The sequence below is a fragment of the Streptomyces sp. NPDC048417 genome (assembly GCF_040651615.1).
Classification (GTDB): Bacteria; Actinomycetota; Actinomycetes; order Streptomycetales; family Streptomycetaceae; genus Streptomyces.
Genome location: NZ_JBEZKI010000018.1, coordinates 121,693 through 144,357, shown reverse-complemented (window position 1 = coordinate 144,357; position 22,665 = coordinate 121,693). Strand labels below are relative to the sequence as shown.

Annotated in this window: 23 protein-coding genes and 1 pseudogene; 8 read left to right on the top strand and 16 right to left on the bottom strand. The window is 69.3% G+C overall.

All coding sequences use genetic code 11. The annotated features are described in order from the left end of the window. Nucleotides 1-11: 11 nt before the first annotated feature. The 7 genes from AB0D59_RS27820 to AB0D59_RS27790 all read right to left on the bottom strand — a co-directional run bounded on the left by AB0D59_RS27820 (nt 12) and on the right by AB0D59_RS27790 (nt 7,755). A complete protein-coding gene (locus AB0D59_RS27820) occupies nt 12-755 on the bottom strand; it encodes an amino acid ABC transporter ATP-binding protein (protein ID WP_362570706.1) in 744 nt (247 codons plus the stop codon). Nucleotides 756-972: 217 nt separating this feature from the next. Continuing rightward, the gene (locus tag AB0D59_RS27815) at nt 973-1,380 is read right to left on the bottom strand and encodes a DUF6278 family protein (RefSeq protein ID WP_362570703.1); all 408 of its coding nucleotides are present in this window, start codon (nt 1,378-1,380) and stop codon (nt 973-975) included. Nucleotides 1,381-1,396: 16 nt separating this feature from the next. Next, complete coding sequence (locus AB0D59_RS27810) at nt 1,397-2,176, bottom strand: exodeoxyribonuclease III (RefSeq protein WP_362570700.1); 780 nt, start codon at nt 2,174-2,176, stop codon at nt 1,397-1,399. A 36-nt stretch (nt 2,177-2,212) separates the two neighbouring features. Next, on the bottom strand, nt 2,213-2,848 hold the full coding sequence (locus tag AB0D59_RS27805; RefSeq protein WP_362570697.1) for an MBL fold metallo-hydrolase: 636 nt from the start codon (nt 2,846-2,848) through the stop codon (nt 2,213-2,215). A 28-nt stretch (nt 2,849-2,876) separates the two neighbouring features. Then, nucleotides 2,877-4,196, bottom strand: a complete 1,320-nt coding sequence (pcaC, locus tag AB0D59_RS27800) for a 4-carboxymuconolactone decarboxylase (protein ID WP_362570694.1) — start codon at nt 4,194-4,196, stop codon at nt 2,877-2,879. A gap of 359 nt (nt 4,197-4,555) precedes the next feature. Next, entirely contained in the window at nt 4,556-6,019 is a 1,464-nt protein-coding gene (fumC, locus tag AB0D59_RS27795; RefSeq protein WP_362570691.1) for a class II fumarate hydratase, read from the bottom strand. Further along, the gene (locus tag AB0D59_RS27790) at nt 6,016-7,755 is read right to left on the bottom strand and encodes an NAD-dependent malic enzyme (protein WP_362570688.1); all 1,740 of its coding nucleotides are present in this window, start codon (nt 7,753-7,755) and stop codon (nt 6,016-6,018) included. The genes fumC and AB0D59_RS27790 overlap by 4 nt, the downstream gene beginning before the upstream one ends. Before the next feature lie 328 nt (nt 7,756-8,083). Between AB0D59_RS27790 and AB0D59_RS27785 the strand changes: the two genes are divergently transcribed. Then, the gene (locus tag AB0D59_RS27785; RefSeq protein ID WP_362570685.1) at nt 8,084-8,224 is read left to right on the top strand and encodes a hypothetical protein; all 141 of its coding nucleotides are present in this window, start codon (nt 8,084-8,086) and stop codon (nt 8,222-8,224) included. A 141-nt stretch (nt 8,225-8,365) separates the two neighbouring features. Here AB0D59_RS27785 and AB0D59_RS27780 read toward each other — a convergent pair whose 3' ends face one another. After that, nucleotides 8,366-9,199: a helix-turn-helix domain-containing protein gene (locus AB0D59_RS27780; protein ID WP_362570682.1), complete on the bottom strand. Its 834-nt coding sequence runs from the start codon at nt 9,197-9,199 to the stop codon at nt 8,366-8,368. Between the two features lie 133 nt (nt 9,200-9,332). Here AB0D59_RS27780 and AB0D59_RS27775 point away from each other — a divergent pair, with 133 nt between their 5' ends. From AB0D59_RS27775 to AB0D59_RS27760, 4 genes and pseudogenes are all read left to right on the top strand, one after another. Beyond that, the gene (locus AB0D59_RS27775; RefSeq protein WP_362570679.1) at nt 9,333-10,151 is read left to right on the top strand and encodes a cupin domain-containing protein; all 819 of its coding nucleotides are present in this window, start codon (nt 9,333-9,335) and stop codon (nt 10,149-10,151) included. Between the two features lie 39 nt (nt 10,152-10,190). Next, nucleotides 10,191-10,949, top strand: a complete 759-nt coding sequence (locus tag AB0D59_RS27770; RefSeq protein WP_362570676.1) for an aldolase/citrate lyase family protein — start codon at nt 10,191-10,193, stop codon at nt 10,947-10,949. 15 nt (nt 10,950-10,964) lie between these two features. Then, nucleotides 10,965-12,215, top strand: a complete 1,251-nt coding sequence (locus tag AB0D59_RS27765; protein ID WP_362570673.1) for a DUF3500 domain-containing protein — start codon at nt 10,965-10,967, stop codon at nt 12,213-12,215. Nucleotides 12,216-12,288: 73 nt separating this feature from the next. Continuing rightward, nucleotides 12,289-12,768, top strand: a pseudogene (locus AB0D59_RS27760) (transposase); the annotation flags it as partial. A gap of 86 nt (nt 12,769-12,854) precedes the next feature. On the opposite strand, the gene AB0D59_RS27755 reads toward AB0D59_RS27760, so the two are convergent. Further along, entirely contained in the window at nt 12,855-13,475 is a 621-nt protein-coding gene (locus AB0D59_RS27755; protein WP_362570670.1) for a TetR/AcrR family transcriptional regulator, read from the bottom strand. Between the two features lie 60 nt (nt 13,476-13,535). Here AB0D59_RS27755 and AB0D59_RS27750 point away from each other — a divergent pair, with 60 nt between their 5' ends. After that, nucleotides 13,536-14,726: an FAD-dependent monooxygenase gene (locus AB0D59_RS27750; RefSeq protein WP_362570667.1), complete on the top strand. Its 1,191-nt coding sequence runs from the start codon at nt 13,536-13,538 to the stop codon at nt 14,724-14,726. Nucleotides 14,727-14,730: 4 nt separating this feature from the next. Next, nucleotides 14,731-15,660, top strand: a complete 930-nt coding sequence (locus tag AB0D59_RS27745; protein WP_362570664.1) for an SDR family NAD(P)-dependent oxidoreductase — start codon at nt 14,731-14,733, stop codon at nt 15,658-15,660. Between the two features lie 462 nt (nt 15,661-16,122). Here AB0D59_RS27745 and AB0D59_RS27740 read toward each other — a convergent pair whose 3' ends face one another. From AB0D59_RS27740 to AB0D59_RS27715, 6 genes are all read right to left on the bottom strand, one after another. Beyond that, nucleotides 16,123-16,536, bottom strand: a complete 414-nt coding sequence (locus AB0D59_RS27740) for a cupin domain-containing protein (RefSeq protein WP_362570661.1) — start codon at nt 16,534-16,536, stop codon at nt 16,123-16,125. A gap of 38 nt (nt 16,537-16,574) precedes the next feature. Then, entirely contained in the window at nt 16,575-16,895 is a 321-nt protein-coding gene (locus tag AB0D59_RS27735) for a carboxymuconolactone decarboxylase family protein (protein WP_362570658.1), read from the bottom strand. A 65-nt stretch (nt 16,896-16,960) separates the two neighbouring features. Next, the gene (locus AB0D59_RS27730) at nt 16,961-17,728 is read right to left on the bottom strand and encodes a glucose 1-dehydrogenase (protein ID WP_362570655.1); all 768 of its coding nucleotides are present in this window, start codon (nt 17,726-17,728) and stop codon (nt 16,961-16,963) included. 79 nt (nt 17,729-17,807) lie between these two features. Then, entirely contained in the window at nt 17,808-18,323 is a 516-nt protein-coding gene (locus AB0D59_RS27725) for a cyclophilin-like fold protein (protein ID WP_362570652.1), read from the bottom strand. Between the two features lie 40 nt (nt 18,324-18,363). Beyond that, nucleotides 18,364-19,029, bottom strand: coding sequence for an SDR family NAD(P)-dependent oxidoreductase (locus tag AB0D59_RS27720; protein ID WP_362570649.1), 666 nt, complete (start codon nt 19,027-19,029; stop codon nt 18,364-18,366). A gap of 68 nt (nt 19,030-19,097) precedes the next feature. Further along, a complete protein-coding gene (locus tag AB0D59_RS27715) occupies nt 19,098-20,114 on the bottom strand; it encodes a zinc-dependent alcohol dehydrogenase family protein (RefSeq protein WP_362570646.1) in 1,017 nt (338 codons plus the stop codon). Nucleotides 20,115-20,349: 235 nt separating this feature from the next. Between AB0D59_RS27715 and AB0D59_RS27710 the strand changes: the two genes are divergently transcribed. Continuing rightward, nucleotides 20,350-21,243 (top strand): helix-turn-helix transcriptional regulator, encoded by an 894-nt coding sequence (locus tag AB0D59_RS27710; protein WP_362570643.1) that lies wholly within the window; start codon nt 20,350-20,352, stop codon nt 21,241-21,243. A 144-nt stretch (nt 21,244-21,387) separates the two neighbouring features. Here AB0D59_RS27710 and AB0D59_RS27705 read toward each other — a convergent pair whose 3' ends face one another. Then, on the bottom strand, nt 21,388-22,578 hold the full coding sequence (locus AB0D59_RS27705) for a zinc-dependent alcohol dehydrogenase (RefSeq protein WP_362570640.1): 1,191 nt from the start codon (nt 22,576-22,578) through the stop codon (nt 21,388-21,390). Between the last annotated feature and the right edge of the window lie 87 nt (nt 22,579-22,665).

Here is a 22,665-nt window from a genome sequence, read left to right as displayed (position 1 = left end):
GTGCTCCCCGCTCAGTGCTTGAGGATCTTGGACAGGAAGTCCTTGGCACGCTCGCTGCGCGGGGCGGTGAAGAACTCCTCCGGGGCGCGGTCCTCGACGACACGGCCGTCGGCCATGAACACCACGCGGTTGGCGGCGGAGCGGGCGAAGCCCATCTCGTGGGTGACGACGACCATGGTCATGCCGTCCCGGGCGAGCTGCCGCATGACGTCGAGGACCTCGTTGATCATCTCGGGGTCGAGGGCCGAGGTGGGCTCGTCGAAGAGGAGGGCCTTGGGGTCCATGGCGAGGGCGCGGGCGATGGCCACCCTCTGCTGCTGGCCGCCGGAGAGCTGTGCGGGGAGCCTCCCGGCCTGCGCCGACAGGCCCACGCGGTCGAGGAGTTCCCGCGAGTGCCGGTCGGCCTGCACTTTCCTGCGCCCGCGGACCTTGATCTGGGCGAGGGAGACGTTCTGCAGGACCGTCTTGTGTGCGAAGAGGTTGAAGGACTGGAAGACCATGCCGACCTCGGCACGGAGCCTCGCGAGGGCCCTGCCCTCCTCGGGGAGCGGCTGCCCGTCGAGCGTGATCCTCCCGGACTGGATGGTCTCCAGGCGGTTGATCGTGCGGCACAACGTCGACTTGCCCGACCCCGAGGGGCCGATGACGACGACCACCTCCCCCTTGCCGACGGTGAGATCGACGTCCCGCAGGACATGGAGCTCGCCGTAGTACTTGTTGACGTCACGCAGCTCGATCAAAGGATCGACGGCCATCCGCAGCCCTACCCACTCTCAGCTGTGTCGTGGTTGCCGCAAACTATCCAGCCGCGAGTGGACTTGAGGCACGACACGCACTTTTCGGGCATTAGCCGTATTTACGCCGCCTTTATCGCTGTGATGACCGCCGTGGTGATCCCTGTGATGACCGCCGTGGTGATCGCTGTGATGACCGCCGTAGTAATAGCCGTGGTGATAGCCGCACGGCCGCCGGTCAGGCCTCGGCGACCTCCGCGTAGAGCTGGGAGAGCTCGGGGACCCCGCTCTCGGCCCAGTCGTGGCCGGACTCGACCACCTCGAACTCCCGCCCGGACTCCAGTCGCACGACCGGCTCCCCGTCCGCGCGGATCTCCCATTCCGCGCCGGGCACGGTCCGGGTCAGGACGGTGCCCAGATACAGGCCGGCGTCGGTGCCCAGCCAGGTCAGGGTCTCCTCGTCGTCCCGCCAGCGCGGGACCAGCTGGTCGAGGGCCTCCAGCGAGGCCGGGGTGTCGTCGAGCGTGACACCCTCCTCGGCCGCCTGGGCACGCAGCAGCTCGCACTCGGCGAGCAGATCGGGGTCGGCGATCACGGGCACGTCACCGGTGTGCGGGTGCCTGTTACCCAGGAAGGGGATGTTCATGGACCCAGGTTGACACTTACACCTCCAGGTCCACCACCACCGGAGCGTGATCGGAAGCGCCCTTGCCCTTGCGCTCCTCGCGGTCGACGTAGGCGTCCTGCACAGCCTTGGCAAAGGGTTCGTTGCCGTACACCAGGTCGATGCGCATGCCGCGGTTCTTGGGGAAGGCCAGCTGGCGGTAGTCCCAGTAGGTGTAGGGGTGGTCGTACTTCAGGGGGCGCGGGACCACGTCGGACAGACCGGTCTCGCGCAGCGAGGTCAGGGCGGCGCGCTCGGCCGGGGTGACGTGGGTGAGGCCCTCGAAGGCGGCCGTGTCGAAGACGTCGTCGTCCGTCGGCGCCACGTTGTAGTCCCCGAGGACCGCGAAGGGGCGGCTGCCGCCCGCGTCCCCGGCCACGGCCGCCTTGAGGGCCTCGAACCACTGGAGCTTGTAGGCGTAGTGCGGGTGGTCCACCTCGCGGCCGTTGGGAACGTACACCGACCAGACCCGGACCGGGCCGCAGGTCGCCGAGATCGCGCGCGGCTCCGCGCTCCCGTCGTACCCGGGGTCGCCGGGCAGGCCCTTGACGACGTCCGCCAGGCCGACCTTGGACAGCACCGCCACGCCGTTCCACCGGCCGGTGGCGTGGACCGCCGCCTCGTAGCCCAGCTCGCGCAGTTGCTCGGTCGGGAACTGCGCCTCGGCGACCTTGGCCTCCTGGAGGCAGAGCACGTCGGTGCCGCTGCTCTCCAGCCAGGCGAGGAGCCTCGGCAGGCGGGCGGTGATCGAGTTCACGTTCCAGGTCGCGATGCGCATGCCTGACAACCTACCGGGCCCCTCTGACAACGTGCCTCAGACGTCCGCCGAGGCCCCCGGGGCCAGTCGCTGGTGGTCCGCGCCGCCCAGGGCGCCGATCTGGCGGTCGTAGATCGGCCGGGCCAGGTCGGTGAGCAAGGCGTCGTGGATGTCGTAGGCGCGCCGCGGCTTCACCTCGCGGACGTAGTCGATGACCTCGGAGATCTTGTTCCAGGGGGCCATCACCGGGAGCATCAGCGTCTCGACGGGGTGGTCGGGGACGGTGAGGGCGTCGCCGGGGTGGAAGACCTTGCCGCCGTCGACGAGGTAGCCGACGTTGGTGATGCGCGGGATGTCGGGGTGGATCACCGCGTGCAGTTCGCCGTGCACCTGGACGTCGAAGCCGGCGGCGGTGAACGTGTCGCCGTGGCCGACGGTGTGCACCCGGCCCGGGAAGGCCGCCGCGATCTGCTCGGCGACGGACTTCAGGGTCCAGATCTCGGCGGCCGGGTCGGCGTCCAGCGCGGTCCGCAGCCGGCCCTCGTCGAAGTGGTCGGGGTGCTCGTGCGTGACCAGGATCGCGTCCGCGCCGACGGCCGCGTCCTCCTCGCTGAAACCTCCGGGGTCGAGGACGAGCGTGCGCCCGTCCTTCTCCAGGCGCACGCACGCGTGGGACTTCTTCGTGAGCTTCATGCTCACCATCCTGCCCCCTTGCCGTCCGTCAGTCCTCGGGAGTGGTCTCCTCGCGGATGATCCGCTGGGCGACCCGGAACGCGCTGTTCGCCGCCGGTACCCCGCAGTACACGGCCGCCTGGAGCAGGACTTCCTTGATCTCGTCCGGGGTGAGGCCGTTGCGCAGGGCCGCGCGGACGTGGAAGCCCAGCTCCTCCAGGTGGCCGCCCGCGACCAGCGCGGTGAGCGTGACACAGCTGCGCGAGCGCCGGTCGAGGCCGGGCCGGTCCCAGATCTCGCCCCACGCGTAGCGGGTGATGAACTCCTGGAAGTCCCCGGAGAAGTCGTCGGCCTGCGCCAGCGCCCGGTCCACGTGCGCGTCCCCGAGCACCTCCCGGCGGACCTTCAGTCCCGCGTCGTAGGGATCGGGCCGCCCGAGCGGCTGCGGCACCGCGGCGGCCGGGGCGATCTCGGCGATGGGCGTGACCTGCGGTGCGACCTGGGGCACGACCTGCGGTGCGGCGGGCAGGACGGGTTTCAGCGGGGCGGCCGGGATGGCCATCTGGCCGGTGGTCGAGTCGTAGGCGGGCTGCCAGGCGGTGGAGAAGTGCCGCACCAGCAGGTCGGTGACGGCGGCGGGCTGCTCGACCGGGACCAGATGGGAGGCGCCGGGTACCACGGCGAGCCGGGCGTCCGGGATCCCGGCGACCAGGGTGCGGGCCTCGGCGGGCCCGGTGACCTGGTCGTCCGAGCCGACCAGGACGAGCGTGGGCACGCCGATCCGGGCGAGTTCGTGCCGTACGTCGAAGCCCGCCAGAGCCTCGCAGGCGGCGATGTAGCAGCCGGGGTCGGTGGTGCGCACCATCTGGACGGCCCACTCGGTGATCGCGGGCTGCGCGGCGGCGAACCCGCTGGTGAACCAGCGCTCCGGCGAGGTCCGGGCGATCGGGTCGAGGCCGTTCGTCCGCACGATCACACCGCGCTGCCGGAACTCGTCCGCCGTCCCGAACCGGGGTGAGGCGGCGACCAGCGCGAGCGAGGCGATCCGCTCCGGGTGCCGCAGGGCCAGCTCGATGCCGACGGCACCGCCGAGCGCGCAGCCGGCGTAGCCGAAGCGCTGGACGCCGAAGGAGTCGAGCGTGGCCAGCAGCCGGGCGGTCAGCTCGGTGACGGAACCGGCGGGGTACGCCGGGGAGCCGCCGTGCCCGGGCAGGTCGTAACGGAAAACCCGCCACTGCTGGGTCAACTCCGGGACCTGCCGGTCCCACATGTGCCAGGTGGTCCCCAGGGAAGGGCCCAGGATCAGGACAGGAGCGTCTTCTGGCCCGTCAAAGCGGTATTGCAGGGTGTTCGGTGGTGTCTCGCTCACCCGTCTGACCCTCTCATCTGTCACGAGATGTCACATCGCCGGGGTGGACCTGGCGGGCGTGCCACGCTCCGGCACCGCCAAACCTACCGACGTGAACCCAGGTATACGTTCTCCGGCATGTACTCGTGGCCGTGTCGGCAGTGGGCCCTCCGGGCGCGTGCCCTCCTTCAGCCGCTACGAGCCACGCTTACACCAAGTAGATCCTCCAGAGCATCCCTCTCGACCACACCGCCCACACCACGGCGTCACTGGCCACGAAGACCGCAACTTCCCGATGAACAAGCTTGCCGTCCACTGCGAAGCAACCGTCCTCGCTCGCCATCAGCGAGTGGCTGTGACCAGCACTCTCGCAACGAGCCCTAGTTCAGGTGGACCATTTTCTTGGGGTCGACGATGCGGTCGAAGTCCTGTGCGGTGATGCAGCCGGTGGCGAGGGCGGCTTCGCGCAGGGTGGTCCCCTCGTCGTCCGCCTTGTGTGCAATCTGGCTGGCTTTGTCGTAGCCGATCTCCGGCGAGAGCGCGGTGACGAGCATCAAGGAGCGGGAGAGGTAGTCGTCAATCTGCTGGCGATGCAGTTCGGCGCCTTCGATGCAGTAGGTGCGCAGCTTCTCGCTGGCGTCTCCGAGAATGCGGGCGGAGTGCAGGAAGTTGTTGATGATGATGGGCCGCATGGCATTGAGTTCGAAGTTGCCCTGGGTGCCGGCGAACGCAATGGCACTGTCCTCGGCCAGGACTTGGATGCAGACCATCACCATCGCTTCGCACTGGGTCGGGTTGACCTTGCCGGGCATGATGGAGCTGCCCGGCTCGTTGACGGGCAGGGCGAGTTCACCGATGCCGCAGCGAGGGCCGGAGGCGAGCCAGCGGATGTCGTTGGCGATCTTCATCAGCGACACGGCGAGAGCCCTCAGTCCGGCCGAGGCCGCCACCATGGCATCCAGGCTGCCTTGGGCGGCGAAGGGATTGGAGGCCGTGCGGAACGGGTGGTCGGTCAACTCCGCGATCTCCTGTGCCACCTGGGCACCGAAGCCCTCGGGGGCGTTGAGACCGGTGCCGACCGCGGTCCCTCCTACAGCCAGTTCGTACAGGCCCAGCCGGGTGGCCTCGATGCGGTCGATGGCGTCGGAGATCTGGGCGGCGTAGCCGGACCATTCCTGGCCCACGGACAGCGGGACGGCGTCCTCCAGGTGAGTACGGCCGATCTTGATGATGTCCCACCACGCTTGGGACTTGACTTCCACGGCATGGTGAAGCTCCCTCACCTTCGGAAGCAGGTGCTCGTGGATCTCGCGGACAGCGGCGATGTGCATCGCCGTGGGGAAGGTGTCGTTGGAGGACTGGCCCATGTTGACATGGTCGTTGGGGTGGATCGGCGCCTTGGACCCCAGCGTGCCGCCGACCAGCTGGACAGCCCGGTTGCTGATCACCTCGTTGACGTTCATGTTGCTCTGCGTGCCGGACCCGGTCTGCCACACGTACAGCGGGAAGTGGTCGTCCAACGCGCCGGAGATCACCTCTTCGGCGACGCGGGCGATCAGATCGGCCTTCCAGCCGGGCAGGCGGCCCTCGCGGCCGTTGACGAGCGCGGCGGCCTTCTTGACGTAGCCGTACGCGTGGTAGACGGCCTTGGGCATGCGGTCGTCGCCAATGGAGAAGTGGATCAAGGACCGCTGGGTCTGGGCGCCCCAGTACCGGTCGGCCGGCACGTCGATGGCGCCCATCGAGTCCGTTTCGCGGCGGGTGCCACTGGCGGTGATGCCGATCGGGACGTCCAGCACCTTCGGTGGCCGCTCGGTGGCGGCGTGCTGGTGCCCGGAGGTCATGGCGACGCCTCCTTCTCGGACAGTGGTCCATAGACCGGCTGCCACATGGTGTCCTGCACGGCCTGGACCAGATCGGCCGACTGGCGGGTGGCGACGTTGTCCTGGACGGCCGCACGTGCTACCGCCACGGCTACCGTCGCCGAGGAGGCGCGCAGGTTCGCCACCGGCGGCAGCAGTGGCGCGCCGGGGGCCCTGGCGTCGACCTGCCCGGCCACCGCCTCCGCGGCGGCGAGCAGCATCCCGGGGGTGAGCCGTGCAGCTCCGGCGACGACGGTGCCCAGGCCCAAACCGGGGTAGAGCAGCGCGTTGTTGGCCTGCCCGATGACGTGGCGGACTCCGCCGTAGTCGACCGGGTCGACCGGGATGCCCGTGGCCGTGAGCACCTTGCCGTCGGTCCAGGCCAGCAGGTCGGCGGGCATGGCCTCGATCTTCTCCGTGGGGTTGGACAGCGGGAAGATGATCGGCCGCTCGACGTGCGCGGCCATCGCGGTGACGACCTCCTTGTCGAAGGCGCCCGGCGTGGTCGAGGTGCCGATCAGCATGGTGGGGTGGACGTGCTGGGCTGTGGTCAGCAGGTCGATTTTCCTGTCCGCCCAGCCCTGCACCTCCGAGGCCGGCCGCGCGTAGGGGGCCTGGTAATCACGTAGGTCCGGCATGCCCTCGACCAGCAGCCCCTGCTTGTCGACCAGACACACCCGGCGGGTGGCCTCCTTGGGCTCCAGTCCGTCGCGGACCATCGCGTCACGCAGCTGGTCGGCAATGCCCACCCCGGCCGTGCCGGCGCCGAAGACCACGACGCGCTGGTCACGGAAGGACTCGCCGGTGATCTTCAAGGCCGACACCGCAGCGGCCAGGGTGATCGCCCCGGTGCCCTGCATGTCGTCGTTGAACATCCGATAGCGGTCCCCGTACGTCTCCAGGATGCGTCGGGCATTGCCCGGCCCGAAGTCCTCGAAATGCAGCAGCGCATTCGGATACAGCTCTGAGACCGTCTCCAGGTAGTTCTCGATGAACGAGTCGTACTGCTTCCCGCGCACCCGGCTGTGGCGCACGCCCAGGTAGAGGGGATCATTCAGCAGGTTCTCGTTGTCGGTTCCGACGTCCATGACCACCGGCAGGCAGCGGGCGGGATGCAGCCCGGCCGCAGCGGTGTAGACGGCGAGCTTGCCCACCGAGATCTGGATGCCCTGCACCCCCCAGTCACCGATCCCCAGGATCTCCTCGGCGTCGCTGACCACCACCAGGTCGACCTCATCCCGGTGGAGCTGAAGTGCCTCGAACGAGCGGCGCACATCCTGCGGCCGGTCGATGGACAAGAACACCCCGTGCGGGCGCCGGTACTCGTGGCTGTACCGCTCGATCGCCTCGCCCACGGTCGGGTCGTAGACGATCGGCAGCAACTCGGCAAGGTGATCTTGCAGCAGCCGGTAGTACAGCACCGCATTGCGGTCGTGCAGCTGCTCAAGGTTGATGAACTTCGCCAGATCGTTCGGCTCCTGCTGCAACTGCTCGTAGGCACGAATCGCCTGCTGGTCAAGGGTGAGCACGGCGTCGGGCAGCCGGCCCACCAGCCCGAGGCGCTCCCGTTCCTCGGCCGTGAAAGCGGTACCCCGATTGGTCAGCGGATCCAACAGGAGAGAAGGCATGTGCATCGGCATGGGAACCCCTCTATGGGCATGACTCCAGCGGTCCAGCCCCCTATTCCCATGCTCGACGCGTTCTTCAAGCAGCGCCACCGGGGAAGCCCGCACGTTCCGGCGCCATGGTCCGCCACCGTATGCCGTCGATCAGCTGCCGACGCGACCACGCCGGCGGCCGGCCCGCCCCGGCTTCTTGCCCACCGGCAACAAGGGCTCAGAGCGGGCGTACTGACTGCTCGTCAAATCTACCCGCCTCGCAATGCTTGATCATCCAGGGAGCTGGCCGTACCGAACGTGCTCTGCAGTCTCTTTCCGGGATCTGACGGCAAGTACCTCATGAACATTCCCATGAGCGAGGAGGTTCAGGAGCGGATCCGCAGGCGCGCAGCAGCCGAGCGGAAGACCCCGGAGGAGTACTTGCGACATGCGGTCGCGCAGGCGCGGGCCGCCGGTCCGTGACCGGTCCACGCGCCGAGCACAGGTGGAGTGCTCGCTGAACGAACTGCTGCGTACGTTCGACCCGGAGGAGATCGCCGGGGCGGCGGCACGGCGGATCAGGCCCTGAGATGAGGCAGGTGTACGCCGATTGCCCAACTGCCGGAGACCGTACGGGCGAGGTGGCCCCGTCTGAGTCGGGCGTCCGGCCGGCCCACCGCCTGACCCTCGCTTGCGGCTCCGGCATCGCCCGAGTTCTGCCCACCGGGAGCTACCGTGGCTGCCCGTCCCGCCCAACGGTGTCCGCCCGGACACGTGCGGACAACTCGGCTGCGGCCCGGTTCAGTTCCTTCCTGATCGGGATCAGATCTGGTTCCTGCAGGGTGGTCTGGAAGGCGAGCGTCGCGATCACTCCGACCAGCGTGTCGTCGACGAGGACGGGAACGGCCATGGTGGTGGTGCCACCGTCGGTCGGCACGTCGTGGGAGACGAACTTCTCCTCGCGGGCGCGTTGGAGCTCGGGTTCGAGTTCGCGAAGGCGCGGATTCGCGGCGTGGGTTCGTCGTGCGTCCTCGGAGAACGCCAGGAATATCCGGCCCTGCGCCGAGTCGAAGACCGGAAGGGCGGAGTACAGCGGCATCGCGATCATGACCATCCGCCGTACCGGAGTGCCGATGCGGACCAGAACGGGGCTTTCGCCGTTCCAGGCGGAGGCCACGGAGGTGTAGTTCGTCTCCTCGGAGAGCCTCCGCAGGACTGGTTCGGCACGGCGGACGAAGGCGCTGGTGAACAGCGCCGCCTCCTGCACCACCGACGCGTAGTCCAGTGTCTTGACGCCGAGCGAGTACACCCCCCGGGAGGGCTCGTAGGCGAGCAGGTTGGTGGCCCGCAGAGTGATCAGGTACCGGTGCGCGGTCGCCCGGGACATGCCGAGGCGGGCGGCTATCTCCCCGAGCGTGAGTTCTGACTCCTGGACCGTGAACAGGTTCAGTATGGCGACGGCCTTCTGCACCGCCTGGATCGGCTGGACTCCGCCCGGGCGCTCGCCGTCGTCCCGGCCCACCCGCGCCTGTTCGGCACGCACGTCCTCAGCTGATTCGGTCACGCCCTCCATTTTGGCAGTTCGGCGCTCGGCTTGACGGTCCAGTGTCGGCGGTCTAGCGTCTGTATCGCAGAGCGATACGCTACATATCGCACAGTGAGTCAGCCGAGATTCCCCGTCCATCCTGGAGAGCGACATGAAGTACATAAGGCCGATTGATTTCGACTCTGCGGAAATATCCGACGAAAAGGGATACAAGGGCAAGATCCTTTACAGCGGCGAGACCTGCACCCTGATCGCCACTGTCGTCCCGTCCGGCGCGCAGGGGCCCCGGAACCACGCTCATCCTGTGGACCAGCTGTACTTCGTCACCGAGGGAGAGGTGACCATCAAGCTGGGAAAGGACGTACACAAGGCCGCCACCGGCTCCGCGGTGTTCATTCCGGCCGGCGTCCCCCATCACAACTGGAACGAGGGGAGCGAGACCGAAGTGCACCTGGAGGTGCTCGCTCCCGGCAACGCCGGAATCCGGCCGATGCTCGAATTCACCGAGTCGGATGACGCGCATGGCCTTCCTTATGCCGTGGTCGCACCCGCCGCGGATCAGACGCTGACACTCGACGGTGGAATGACGGTCACATCCCTCATCGGACACGAGCACGTCATCGGGCGCGGGCAGGACCCGGCCTCCAAGAACGCGCTCATCTATGTCGGAGGGCTGCCCGCGGGGGCAGCCGGCCCAAGCCTCCACACGCACGCATTCGACCAGTTCTACCTGGTGCTCGAGGGTCTGCTCGGTGTGCAGATCGGGCTGAAGGAATTCACCGTCGGTCCGCAGCAGCTCGTCGTTCTGCCGGCCGGCGTTCCCCACCGGCAGTGGAACGCGGGCGCGGAATTCGAGCGGCACCTCACGATCCTCACGCCTCCGCCGGAGCAGACGAGCACCGAGGAAGACCCCTGGGACCGTTCCGTCGAGCTGCGCGGGGCAGCCAATACGACGCATCTCGCACTGTAAACCGGCCGCCAGGATGATCCCCACGCACGGAGTCACATCATGAGCACGCTTATCACCGCCTGGTCGGAGGGCGCCACGACGCTCGGCTCCTGGACGACGCTGAACACCCCGGTGGTCGCCGAGAGCCTGGCCCTGGTGGGCCACGACTACGTATGTCTCGACCAGCAGCACGGCATCGTCAACGACGAGAGCCTGGTCGCGAGCCTGATCGCTGTCGCCGCGGGCGGCGCCACGCCCCTGGTCCGCGTCGCGGCGAACGAGCCCAGCCTGATCAGCAAGGCCTTGGACAGCGGCGCCGAGGGCGTCATCGTCCCGCTGGTCAACGACGGGTCCGACGCCGAGCGAGCGGTACGGTCCTGCCGGTATCCGCCGCGCGGCGACCGCAGCATCGGGCCGATCCGCACCGCAGGCAGCGGCAGGACACGGGCCTTCGCCGAGGGCGCGTGCGTCGTCATGGCCGAGAGTGCGTCCGCCGTGGACAACATCGACGACATCTGCTCCGTACCGGGTGTGGACGCCGTCTACGTGGGCCCTGCCGACCTCGCGGCCGGCCTGGGAGTCCCGCCCGCACTGGGCGTCGTACCCGGAGTGCACGCCGAGGCGATTGCCAAGATCCTCGACGCCTGCGCGCGGCACGACACGGTCCCCGGTATCCACTGCGGTACCACCCAGCAGGTGATCGAGTGCGCTGAGATGGGATTCCGGATGATCACCATCTCCACCGACACGCAGCTTCTCTCCACCGCGGCGGCCGGCCGCTTCGGCGAAGTCCGTTCGGCGATGGCGTCGAACTCCTGAAAGGCAGTACCTCTCATGACGGAACCCTCATACGAGAAGGCGCGCTATCGGGGCTTCGGGCCGTACCCCGACGGAATGCTGCCGCTCACCCGCGGCGAGATGGACCTGTCGGTCATCCCCCCGGAGTTTCATTCACTGTTGCCGCAGGTGCCCAAAGCGGCCGAGGAGCCGTTCGTCGGTATCACCACGGACGGACATGTCGTCCCCGACCTGTACGCCCTCCGGGACACCGGCTGGAATCCGGAGCCCGCCGCGAAAGCCGCCTCGGTCTTTCTCGACAGCCTCACCTCCGAGCAGCTCAAGGCCGTTCGCTTCGAGGTCGACGCGGCCGAGTGGCGCATGTGGATCAACGCATTCCCCACGTGGGACCCGCACGGTCTTCGCCTGGAGGACATCGAGCCCGGGCAACGGGACCGCGCACTGGCGATCGTCGAAGCGTGTCTCTCCGCCACCGGGTTCGCCGACACCCGGACGGCGATGAAACTCAACGCCGCGCTCGGCGAGTTGATCGACCAGTACCGCGACACTCTGACGGAATACGGCTATTACTTCGCCCTGTTCGGCACTCCGTCCCCGACCGAGCCGTGGGGATGGCAGCTGTGGGGGCACCACCTCGACGTGCACTGCTTCGTCCTCGGCCGCCAACTGGTGCTCACGCCGACCTTCATGGGCGCGGAGCCCGCGGAGGCCGACCGGGGTACGTACAAGGGGCTCCGCCTCTTCGACGCGCAGCGCGACGCCGGGCTCGAACTGCGGCGCAGCCTGCGTCCCGAACAGGAACGTCTGGCCGTGCTGTACGAGTCGATGCGGACGCAGGACCTCCCACCCGAACTCGCCGGCCCGGCCGACGGCAGGCACCTGGGCGGCGCCGGCCAGGACAACCGCGTCATCCCCTACGAAGGACTGCGAACCGACGGCCTGACACTCCCGCAGCGGGACCTGCTGCTCAACCTGGTGAGCACCTACGCGCACCGGCTGCCGAGCGGCCCCGCCGACGCGTTGCTGGCGGAGGTCGAGCGCCACCTGGACGACACCCACCTCGCCTGGATCGGCCGAGCAGGCGACGACGACCCCTTCTACTACCGGATCCACAGCCCCGTCCTCATGATCGAGTACGACTGCCATCAGGGGGTCTTCCTCGACAACCCACAGCCCGAGCCGTTCCACGTGCACACCATCGTGCGAACCCCCAACGGCGGTGACTACGGACGCGATCTGCTGCGCCGCCACCTCGCGCGCCACCATGCGGGGCACGCGGAGCGCTGACCCAAAGGCCGAGGCGTCGTCCCAGTCGAAGGCGGTCGGCGCGGCTGCGGCCGTTGATGACCAGTTGGTCGGGATGCTGGTCGAGCGGGCCCGTGCCGGGGGACTGCAGTTGACCGGTGAGGGCGGGCTGCCGCACAGCTGACCAACGGGCGTTGGAATTCGCCCTGGAGGACGAGATCGCCGATCTCCTCGGCTGTGCGAAGCGCGACGCGGCCGGGAAGAACGGCGGCCACTGCCGCAACGGGAAGCGGTCCAAGACCGTGCTGAACGATGTGGGGCCGGTGGAGACAGCTGTGCCCCGCGACACCGACGGCGGCTTCGAGCCACAGCTCGTCAGGAAGCGACGGCGCCGGCTGACCGGCATGGAAGAAACCCGATCCACCTCGCGGTCGCGGTCGCTGTCGAGGGCACCCGCGACATTCTGGGCATCTGGGCCGGCGACGGCGGCGAGGGCGCCAAGGACTGGCTGCAGGTCTTCACCGAGATCCGCAACCGCGTTGTGGAAGGCGTCCTGTTGCTCGTCTGCGACGGGCTGAAGGGCCTGCCTGAGGCGGCTCTGAGGCAGGCCCGGGTTTGTCTTTGAGGTGCAGCTCATGGCCCACCTCTGCGAGTTGGACTCGCCTGACCGGGCCTCAGCCGTCAGTCGGGCCGGTCCCAGTCGGAGAGGGCCGCGGTCACGTCGATTTCGGGGTCGAGGCGGGCGGCCTGGCGCAGCAGCCCGGCGAGAGTGGCGACGAGCATCTCGACAAGGTCGTCCGCGGGGATCGGACGCCCCTCCTGGAGCCAGCCCGCCGCGGCCTCCAGGACTGAGCCGATCCAGGAGCGCAGGACCACCCGCACCGCGGGCCGGTCCGGGTCGAGGCCGAGGACCTCGCCGAGGCTCCGGACGGCCAACTGCCGTGAGGCGTTGAGGATGGCGCGGGTGTCCGGGTCCGCACCGAGGATCAGCCCGAGGTAGGCGTCCGGATCGCGCTGGATGGAGGCGAAGTGGTCCTCGGTGAGGTACCGGATTCGGTCGGCGGTGGGGCCGGGCGGGGGCAGGCCCTGTTCGAAGCGGCGAGCGATCTCTCGCACGGCCTCCAGGAGGATGCCCCGCTTATTGCCGAAGTGGTGGGAGACCAGCCCGTAGGCAACTCCAGCGGCGTCGGCGAGGGCGTGGACGGACACCTCGTCGTAGGGCTTGTCGAGGAACTGCTCGACCGCCGCGACGAGCAACTTGTTCCTGGTGGAGGCGGCGCGTTCCGCTCGGCTGGTGGTCACGTTCCCCAAGTTTAGCTGATCCCTTATCATTGATCTGAAATCAACGAGGAGGGTGCGACGATGGCAGACATCGCGATCATCGGAGGCGGTCCGGGCGGGCTGACGGCGGCCATCGCGCTGGCCCGGCGCGGGATCCGCAGCACGGTGTTCGAGCGTGACGGCCACCCCCAGGGCATGCCGCGCTTCAACCCCGACCGCTCCTACCCGATCGACCTCACCGGCCATGGGCTGAAGGCGGTGCGGCACATCGACGCCGTCGCCCACTTCGACGCCCACATGACCCCGTTCCACGGCATCAGGAACCGCGGCCGGATCCTCGACCCCTGGTCGGAGCCGGGTTGGATCGGCTCGCGCGGTGACATCATGCGGGCGCTCATGTCCCTTGCCGAGGAGCGCCACCGCGATCTGGTCGATGTCGTCTTCCACCGCGGCATCCGCGCCGAGGACGTGGACGTGCACGCCGGCAAGGTGGCCGGGCAGTCCTTCGGCCTCGTCATCGGCTCCGACGGCGCGGGCTCTGCGGTCCGCAGGGCGATGCAGGATCAGGTCGAAGGATTCACCGTCGAGACCTCTGCCGTCCCCAACTACGGGCTCATCCTGGAACTCGACCAGGTCGGCGACACGTTGGACAAGCACTACCTGCAAGGGCTGGCGATGAGCCCGCTCACCCTCGCCGGGGTGACCATCGACGAGTCCAGGCCGGACGGCGTCCGCTGGATCTGCGTCGTCGGGGTGAACAAGCCGCACACCTTCGCCTCGGCCGAAGAGGCCACCGCGTGGCTTCGCCGGAACGTCCCACGCGCCCTGGACCTGACGAGCGAGCAGGCCGTCGCCGAGTTCTCCCGCCGCAAGGCCGTCCACCTGGGCCAGCGGCTGACCTGCTCGCAGCTGCACGGCGGCCGGGCGGTGCTGATCGGCGACGCCGCAGCGGCCTTCCCCCCGATCGGCCAGGGCGGCAACGCGGCCCTGGAATCGGCGATGGTGTTCGACCAGGCGCTGACCTCCGGACCACTGGCGACCACGGGCGCCCGCTTCGAGGCGGCCTGGAAGCCCGAGGCGGACGCGCTGACCTGGATCAGCAGCCAAGTGCGCTACCAGAGCCCGTGGATGATGGCCCGCGTGGCCATTTCCAGGGTCCTCGGGGTCAACCCCATGAACGATGCCAAGAGTTCCATCCGCTCCTACTCCGAGGTGCGGCGCTCAGCCCGCCGCCTCGGACCGCTGTGGGCCGAGGCGCCCGGAACGGACTGAGACCATGAATCGTCAGATCGGAAATCGGCTGCAACGCGTGGAAGCGCCGGCCGCGGCGCTCGACATGCGGGCCAAGGTGGCCCTGGTCACCGGCGCGAGCGACGGCGTCGGCCGGTCGGTCGCCGCCCAACTCGCCGCGACCGGGGCGGTCACCCTCATCACCGCCCGCAATCGGGCCAAGGGCGGACGAGTCCGGGACGAGATCGTGCAGACCACGGGCAACAAGGAGGTCCACGTCGTGGACCTGGACCTCGCCGGCCTCGCCTCGGTGCGCCAGGCAGCGGCCACCGTACTGGACCGCTGGCTTCGGCTCGATCTCCTGCTCTGCGTCGCCGGCTACGCGGGGCGCGGCACTCGGACCGAGACGGCCGACGGCTTCGAGACGACGTTCGGCGTCAACCACCTCGGGCATGCACTGCTGGCCCGGCTGCTCACCGATCGGCTGCGGGCAAGCGCCCCGAGCCGCATCGTCCTGGTCGCGTCCGAAGCGCACCGCCGCGTCAAGGGCGGCCTCGACTTCGATGACCTGATGATGGCTCAGGGGAAGTTCCGGCCCCTCCTCGCCTACAACCGGTCGAAACTGGCGAACATCCTCTACGCCCGCGAGCTGGCCCGCCGACTCGCGGGAACGAGGGTGGACGTCAGCGCCGCGCATCCCGGGACCGTCGACACACCGATGGTGCAGTCGATGTTCGACCGCCCGGTGCTGCGCCATCTCTACCCGGTGTTCCGCCAGGGGCTGATCTCTCCGGACGAGGCCGCCACCGGGCTGCTCCGTGTGGCGCTGGACTCCACGCTCACCGGCAGGACCGGCCTGTACTACGAAAGAGGGCAACTCACCGAGCCGGGTGCGGTGGGACTGGACGATGACGCCGCGCGGCGGCTGTGGTCCGTCACCGAGGAGCTGATCGGCCTCGGCGCCGCTGATCGGTGACCGCTCCCCGGCACAGCCGAGGCGCTGCCCGCGCTGTCGGCCGAACGAGGGCGGACCCCCCACAATCACTCGCCGTCCCCCGGTAGCAGCAGGCGGTGCAGCCCGAAGGGGGTTGGTGGCCGTCGCCTGTTAACGATCCTGCTCGTGCTCGGTCACCCGGCGGGCGGTCAGCGCGGCCTGCGGCTCGATGACGACGCCGACTCGTACAGGCCGATCTCCAGGACGTCGTCGGAGGTCGCCTCGCGGGTCCGCCTGAGGGCAAGCGCGGCGGCGCCGCGGCTACCGCGCCATTGGACCAGCGCGAAGCCGCAGCCACAGTCGCAGTCGCAGTCGCAGTCGCAGTCGCAGTCAACGAGTGCGTCGTCGGCCTCTGCACACTGACACCTGTTCGTGCGCGGCTGGGTGGGTGTGGGCGGCGCCTCACCCGGACCGGTTCGGAGCCGGCCGTCCTCCTGCTCGCCCTCAGCGAGTGACGGTGGCGAGCGCCGCGGCGTACTGCTCGTCGGTCACCGGTTCCATCCAGGTGGTGCCGTCCCCGTCGGCGTCGCCGACGACCATGGCGATGTGCGCCATGAGGGTCGTGTCGGTGCCGCCGTGCCAGTGCTCCTCCCCGGGCGGGCACTTGACGGTCTGGCCGGCGCTGACGCGTGCGACGTCGCCGTCGCGGGTGCCGACAAGGCCGACGCCGACTGTGATGTAGAGCGTCTGGCCATGGGCGTGGGAGTGCCAGTTGGTGCGGGCACCGGGGGTGAAGCGGACCAGGGCGGTCGCCAGTCGAGCCGGTTCGACAGGGGTCTCGATCATGTTGAGGTAGACGTCGCCGGTGAAGCGCTCGGCGGGGGCCTTGGCGGTCGGGGTCTGCGTGATGTGTTCCACGGAAGGTGTTCCTTGCTGTGCTGGTGCGGGAGGGGGTGTCAGGCGTCGCTCTCGTCGGCGAGCTTCTTGAGCTGGTTGATCGCGGTCATGGCGTTGGGCCAACCGGCGTAGAAGGCCAGGTGGGTGATGGCCTCGGACAGCTCTTCGACGCTCAGGCCGTTCTCCAGCGCAACGCCCAGGTGGTAGGGCAACTGCTCGCTGCGGTACAGGGCGGCCAAAACACTGACGGTCACCAGGCTGCGGTCGCGCGGTGAGAGCCCGGGACGCTCCCACACGTCACCGAAGAGCACTTCGTCGGTGACCTCGACGAGCTTGGGCGCGATCGTCTCCAGCTCCTTGGGGGCGGACTGCTTGGGCATGTCGTCACTCCTTGTTGCGTATATCGGGTCGGCGTCGCGAAGGCAGCCGCTCGCCGGCTCTGTGGTCACTGGGCGACATAGCCGCCGTCGACGGGCAGCGCGACGCCGACCACGAAACCCGCTCCCGGGCTGCACAGCCACAGGACGGCCTGCGCGATCTCGTCGGTGGTGCCGAGACGGTTGATCGGCTGATTCGCTTCGGCCTCGGCGCGGTCGAGTTCCCCCTTGGCGATCATGTCGCTGACCATGGGAGTGTCGATGGTGCCGGGGCAGATCGCGTTGATGCGGATGCCGCGCGGGGCGTATTCCAGGGCGGCGCTGCCGGTCAGGCCGATCACGCCGTGCTTGGAGGCGTGGTACGAGGCGCGGCCGGGGATCCCGACGAGGCCGCCGAGGGACGAGCAGTTGACGATCGCTCCGCTCCCTTGGGTGCGCATGTGACGCAGCTCGTGCTTCATGCTCGCCCAGATACCGCGCAGGTTGATGGCGTGGACGCGGTCGAAAACCTCGGCCGGTTCCACGGCGGCATCGGCGGGCGGAATCTGGACGCCGGCGTTGTTGTAGGCCATGTCCAGGGGGCCGAAGGTCTCCACCGTGCGGTCGACGGCAGCGGCCACCTGGGACTCGTCGGTGACGTCACAGATCAGGGCGAGCGCCCGGTGGCCTTCGCCGGTGAGCTGCCGTACCGCCGCATCGAGGGCGGCTTCATCGATGTCGGCGAGGCCGACTGCGGCGCCGGCTTCGGCGAAGGCACGGGCGGTGGCCAGGCCCATGCCGGAGGAGGCTCCGGTGACGAAGGCGACCTGGCCGGTGAAGTCGTACGTGGGGTTCAAGGGAGCTTTCCCCTTTTCCGTGCGGTGCGGTGCGGGTGGGCGGGGCGGTAGGACGAGTAGGTGTGAAGGCCGGGTCAGGTCAGGGATTCGATGGTGACGCGGTCGGCGGTGGCCAGCCGGTCGATGTCCTGGCTGTCGTCGAGATGCCCGAGGATGACCAGGCCCGGGGACACCTCACCGTCGCGGTAGAAGAGGGCCAGGCTGCGCCAGGCGTGTAGTGAGCCAGGTCCCCCGCCTGCGGGGTGGGCGCGTCCGGCGCGCCGGAGATGTCCAGTTCCCTCGGAAGGTCGGCGACCCTCTCGGTCCGGGGGAAGTTCTCGAGGTCGAGGGAGAGCGGCAGCAGCGCGGCGAAGTCACGGGCGGCGAGGCTGTCGTTCAGGGTGGCTTGGACCGGGTGTCCGTCGAGGGTGAGCTGGATGCGCACGTCGCTGCTCCTGTCGGACGGTGTGGCGGGCTGGGTGCTGGTCGTCCGGGGGCGCCCGGAGGAGGTCGCCGGGGCGGAGTGGTCGGCGGTCTGCCCGCTGCCGGAGCAGGTGGTCAGGGCCAGCAGTCCCACGGCCGCCGCAATCGCCGGCAGGACCGGCCCAAGTCGCACGCCCGGACGGGGCGCTGGAGACATGTCCATCGCCTTTCCGTCACTCGGGCATCGGCTCGGCGTAGTGGCGAAAGCCGTCCCGCTCGGTGTGCAGGGCGTACAGGCGCTCGGCCAGTACGTGGGGGCTGCTGTGCTCGGCGTCGGGCCGGATCGCGCCAGGGATGATCAGTTGCGCGGCGTGGATATTCTCCGCGGCGAGCGCGTCGTGGAGCATGCGGGCGTAGGTACTCTCGGCGGCGAACGCGATCGAGGTGCCGGCCCGCTCGGGGTGCGGGCGCACCGCGCTGCCGCCGTTGACGAAGAGAAGGGTGCCGCGCCCCAGGGCACGCATACCGGGAAGGACCGCGTTCACGCAGGTCACCGGGCCCTTCACGGAGAAGGCGAGCGGGTCCTCCAGGTCGTCGACGGTGGTGTCGAGGACCGGTTTCATGAAGTCGGCGCCCGGCATCGGGCTGTACTGCAGGATCTCGATCTGCCCGAGCGCCTCGGCCACGTCCCGAAGGGCTGCGACGAGCGCTGCCGGGTCCAGGACGTCCGCGGGGAAGCCGCGGGCCTGGATGCCGTCGCGGCGGAGCTCATCCGTCAGATGGTGAAGGTGTTCGGCGCTGCGGGCGATAAGGGCGACACCGTGGCCGGCGGTGCCGAAGCGCCGGGCGGTGGCCAGACCGAGGCCGGGGCCGGCACCGATGAGAGCGTACGTGGTCAAACGCTGGGGTCCTCCTCTGGAGGGCCGGGGCCGGGCGTCCGGCCCCGGCGGGACGAGAACGTACGGGGTCAGGGCTTGAGGAGTGCCTTGATGGCACTGCGCTCGTCCATCGCCTTGTATCCCTCGGCGACCTGGTCCAGGGGCAGGGTGAGGTCGAAGACCTTGCCCGGGTCGATCCGGCCGGCCACGACACGGTCGATCAGGTCGGGAAGGTAGCGGCGCACGGGGGCGGGGCCGCCACGGAGGCCGACGTGGGAGAAGAACAGTTCCTGGCCGTCGATCGCGACCTCGTGGGGGACGCCGACGAAGCCGACGTTGCCGCCGGGCCGTGCGGAGTGAAGGGCCTGCTGCATGGCCTGGGCGGTGCCTACGCACTCCAGGACGCTGTCGGCTCCGATTCCGCCGGTCAGGTCCTTGATCCGGGCGATGCCCTCCTCGCCACGCTCGGTGACGATGTCGGTGGCGCCGAACTCGCGGGCCAGCTTCTGCCGGGACTCGTGGCGGCTCATCGCGATGATCCGCTCCGCGCCCACTTCCTTGGCCGCGATGACCGCGCACAGGCCGACCGCGCCGTCGCCGACGACCACGGCGGTCGAGCCGGCCTTCACCTCGGCGGCGTCGGCGGCCCACCAGCCGGTGCCCATGACGTCCGAGACGGCCAGCAGACCGGGCCACAGGTCCTCGGGCGGCACCTGTTCGGTGGCGACCAGGGTGCCCTGGGCGTTGGGGATGCGGACGTAGTCGGCCTGGCAGGTACTCATGAACTCGCGGTGCAGGCAGTTGGACTGGAAGCCGTTACGGCAGTTGGCACAGGTGTTGTCCGAGGTCGCGAACGAGCCGACGACGAACTGGCCCGGCTTCACGGACGTGACCTCGGAGCCGACCTCCTCGACGAAACCGACGTACTCGTGGCCCATCGGATGGGCGTCGCCGATCGGCTCCAGGCCGCGCCAAGGCCACAGGTCGGAGCCGCACACGCAGGTGACGGCCGTACGGATGATCGCATCTGTGGGGTGGAGGACCTTCGGGTCGTCCAGCGTCTCGAAGCGGACGTCACCGGGGGCGTGGATCACTGCGCCGCGCATGAGGGGTTCCTTTGCGTACGTGAGGTCGGACCGCTGCGGCGGTCCGCGTGCGACCGGCCCCGAGACGCGAGGCATCGCGCACCAGGGTCGGGCGGCCTCCTCCCCTCTGGCGGACAGCCAGGGAAGAGCACCACGTCCACCAGGGAACCGCCCTTCATGGCGGTCAACCAGTCACCGTCGATGCGTGTACCAGCAGTGCATCCCTCCCGCGGCCCGCTGCGCGTACGGTCGAAGCGTGGGCAACCAGCACGAGGTCCGCGAGTTCCTCACCTCGCGGCGAGCCAAGATCACCCCCGAGCAGGCCGGACTGCCCTCAGGGACCCGGCGCCGCGTCCCCGGCCTGCGCCGCAGCGAGGTCGCAGCCCTCGCCGACATGAGCGTGGAGTACTACGCCAAGCTCGAACGCGGCAACCTCGCAGGCGTCTCCCCCGCCGTCCTCGAGTCCGTCGCCCGCGCCCTCCGGCTCGACGACGCCGAACGGTCCCACCTCCTCCATCTGGCACAGGCCGCCGACGGCTCCGACGCCCTCACCCGTCCCCGGCGCCGGCGCCCCGCCCGGCATTGGACCCCGCACCGCAGCCTGCAGTGGACGCTCGACGCGATCACGGCCGGCCCCGCGTTCGTCCGCAACGGCCGGATGGACATCCTCGCCGCCAACGCGCTCGCCCTCGCCTTCTACAGCGACGTCTACGCAAGCGCCCACAACCAGGCGAACCTCGCCCGCTTCACCTTCCTGGACGCCGTCTCCCGCCGCTTCTACCCCGACTGGGACCTCGCCGCCGACGTCACCGTCGCCATCCTGCGCACCGAGGCCGGCCGCAACCCCCACGACAAGGATCTCCATGACCTTGTCGGCGAGCTGTCCACCCGCAGCGACGAGTTCCGCACCCGCTGGGGAGCCCACAACGTCCGCCACCACGGCACCGGCACCAAGAACTTCCACCACCACGCCGTCGGCGACCTCACCCTCGCCTTCGAGGGCCTGGAGATGGCGGCCGAACCCGGCCTCACCCTGACCATCTACACCGCCGAACCCGGCACACCCTCCGAAGAGGGCCTGCGTCTGCTCGCCTCGTGGGCCGCGACACAGGAAGCCCTGACTCCCGCCCGCCGCCCGCAGGAGACGTGACCTCACCACGGCGCTTGGCGCCCGCCAGGGCCTTTCGCTTGGTGTAGACGTCGCAATCCACACCGAACCGGAAGGCCCTCACCTGTTCAAGATCCCTCAGCCGAGACCTGGCTGACCCGTCCACAACCTCCCGGGTCAGTACACCTAGGGCTGCATGAGGATCTTGACCGCGCCGTCCTGCTTGCGCTGGAACATGTCGTACGCGCGCGTGGCGTCCGTGAGGGGAAGCCGGTGCGTGGCGAAGTCGTCGACACCGAGCGGGTCCCCGTCCATGAGGTAGGGCATGATCGAGTCGGTCCAGCGGCGGACGTTGGCCTGCCCCATGCGTAGCTGGATCTGTTTGTCGAACAGGGTGAGCATCGGCATCGGGTCGGCCATACCGCCGTACACACCGCTGAGCGAGATCGTTCCGCCGCGGCGAACCAGGTCGATGGCCATGCGGAGGGCGCCGAGACGGTCGACGGAGAAGCGTTCGGCCAGCGGGGCGCTGAGCTTACGGGGCAGCAGCCCGGTAGCGGTCTGGGCCAGCTTGGCGGCCGCGCTGCCGTGGGCTTCGGTGCCGACGGCGTCGATCACGGCGTCCGGGCCCCGGCCTCCGGTCTCGTCCCGGATCGCCTGGACCAGTTCCTTCTCGTCTTCATAGACCCGCAGGTCGTAGGCTGCGGTGCCCCTGCGACTGGCCCGTGCGAGCCGCTCGGGCACGAGGTCGACGCCGAACACCCGCTCCACGCCCTGGGCTTGGGCGATGCGGCAGCACATGTCGCCGATGGGGCCGAGCCCCAGGACGGCGAGAGTGCCGCCGGGCGGCACCGCGGCGTACGCCACGGCCTGCCAGGCGGTGGGGAGCACATCGGAGAGGTAGACGAAGCGGTCGTCGGGGGGCCCGTCGGGCACCTTGATGGGCCCGAACTGTGCCTGTGGTACGCGCAGGTATTCGGCCTGGGCGCCGGGCACCGCACCGTACAGACGGGTGTATCCGAACAGGGCGGCCCCCATTCCCTCGCCGGTCACCTGAGTGGTCTCGCACTGTGTCATCAGGCCCGCCGAGCACATGAAGCAGTGCCCGCAGGAGATCTGGAACGGCACCACTACGCGGTCGCCCGAGCGTAGGTTCGTGACCTGTGCGCCGGTTTCCTCGACCACGCCCATCGGTTCGTGGCCGAGGATGTCGCCCGGAGTCATGAACGGCGTGAGCACCTCGTAGAGGTGCAGGTCCGAACCGCACAGGCCGGTCGACGTGATACGGATGACGGCATCCGTCGGCTGCTCGATGCGTGGGTCGGGTACATCCTCCACCCGGACGTCCCGCCGCCCTTGCCAGGTCACTGCTTTCATGGCTCAGGCTCCCTTTCTCACCTGCGCGCAGGTTGCGTCTTCGGCCCTCGGTCGTCTCCGTCGCAATGCGCACGGAACTGGACCCGT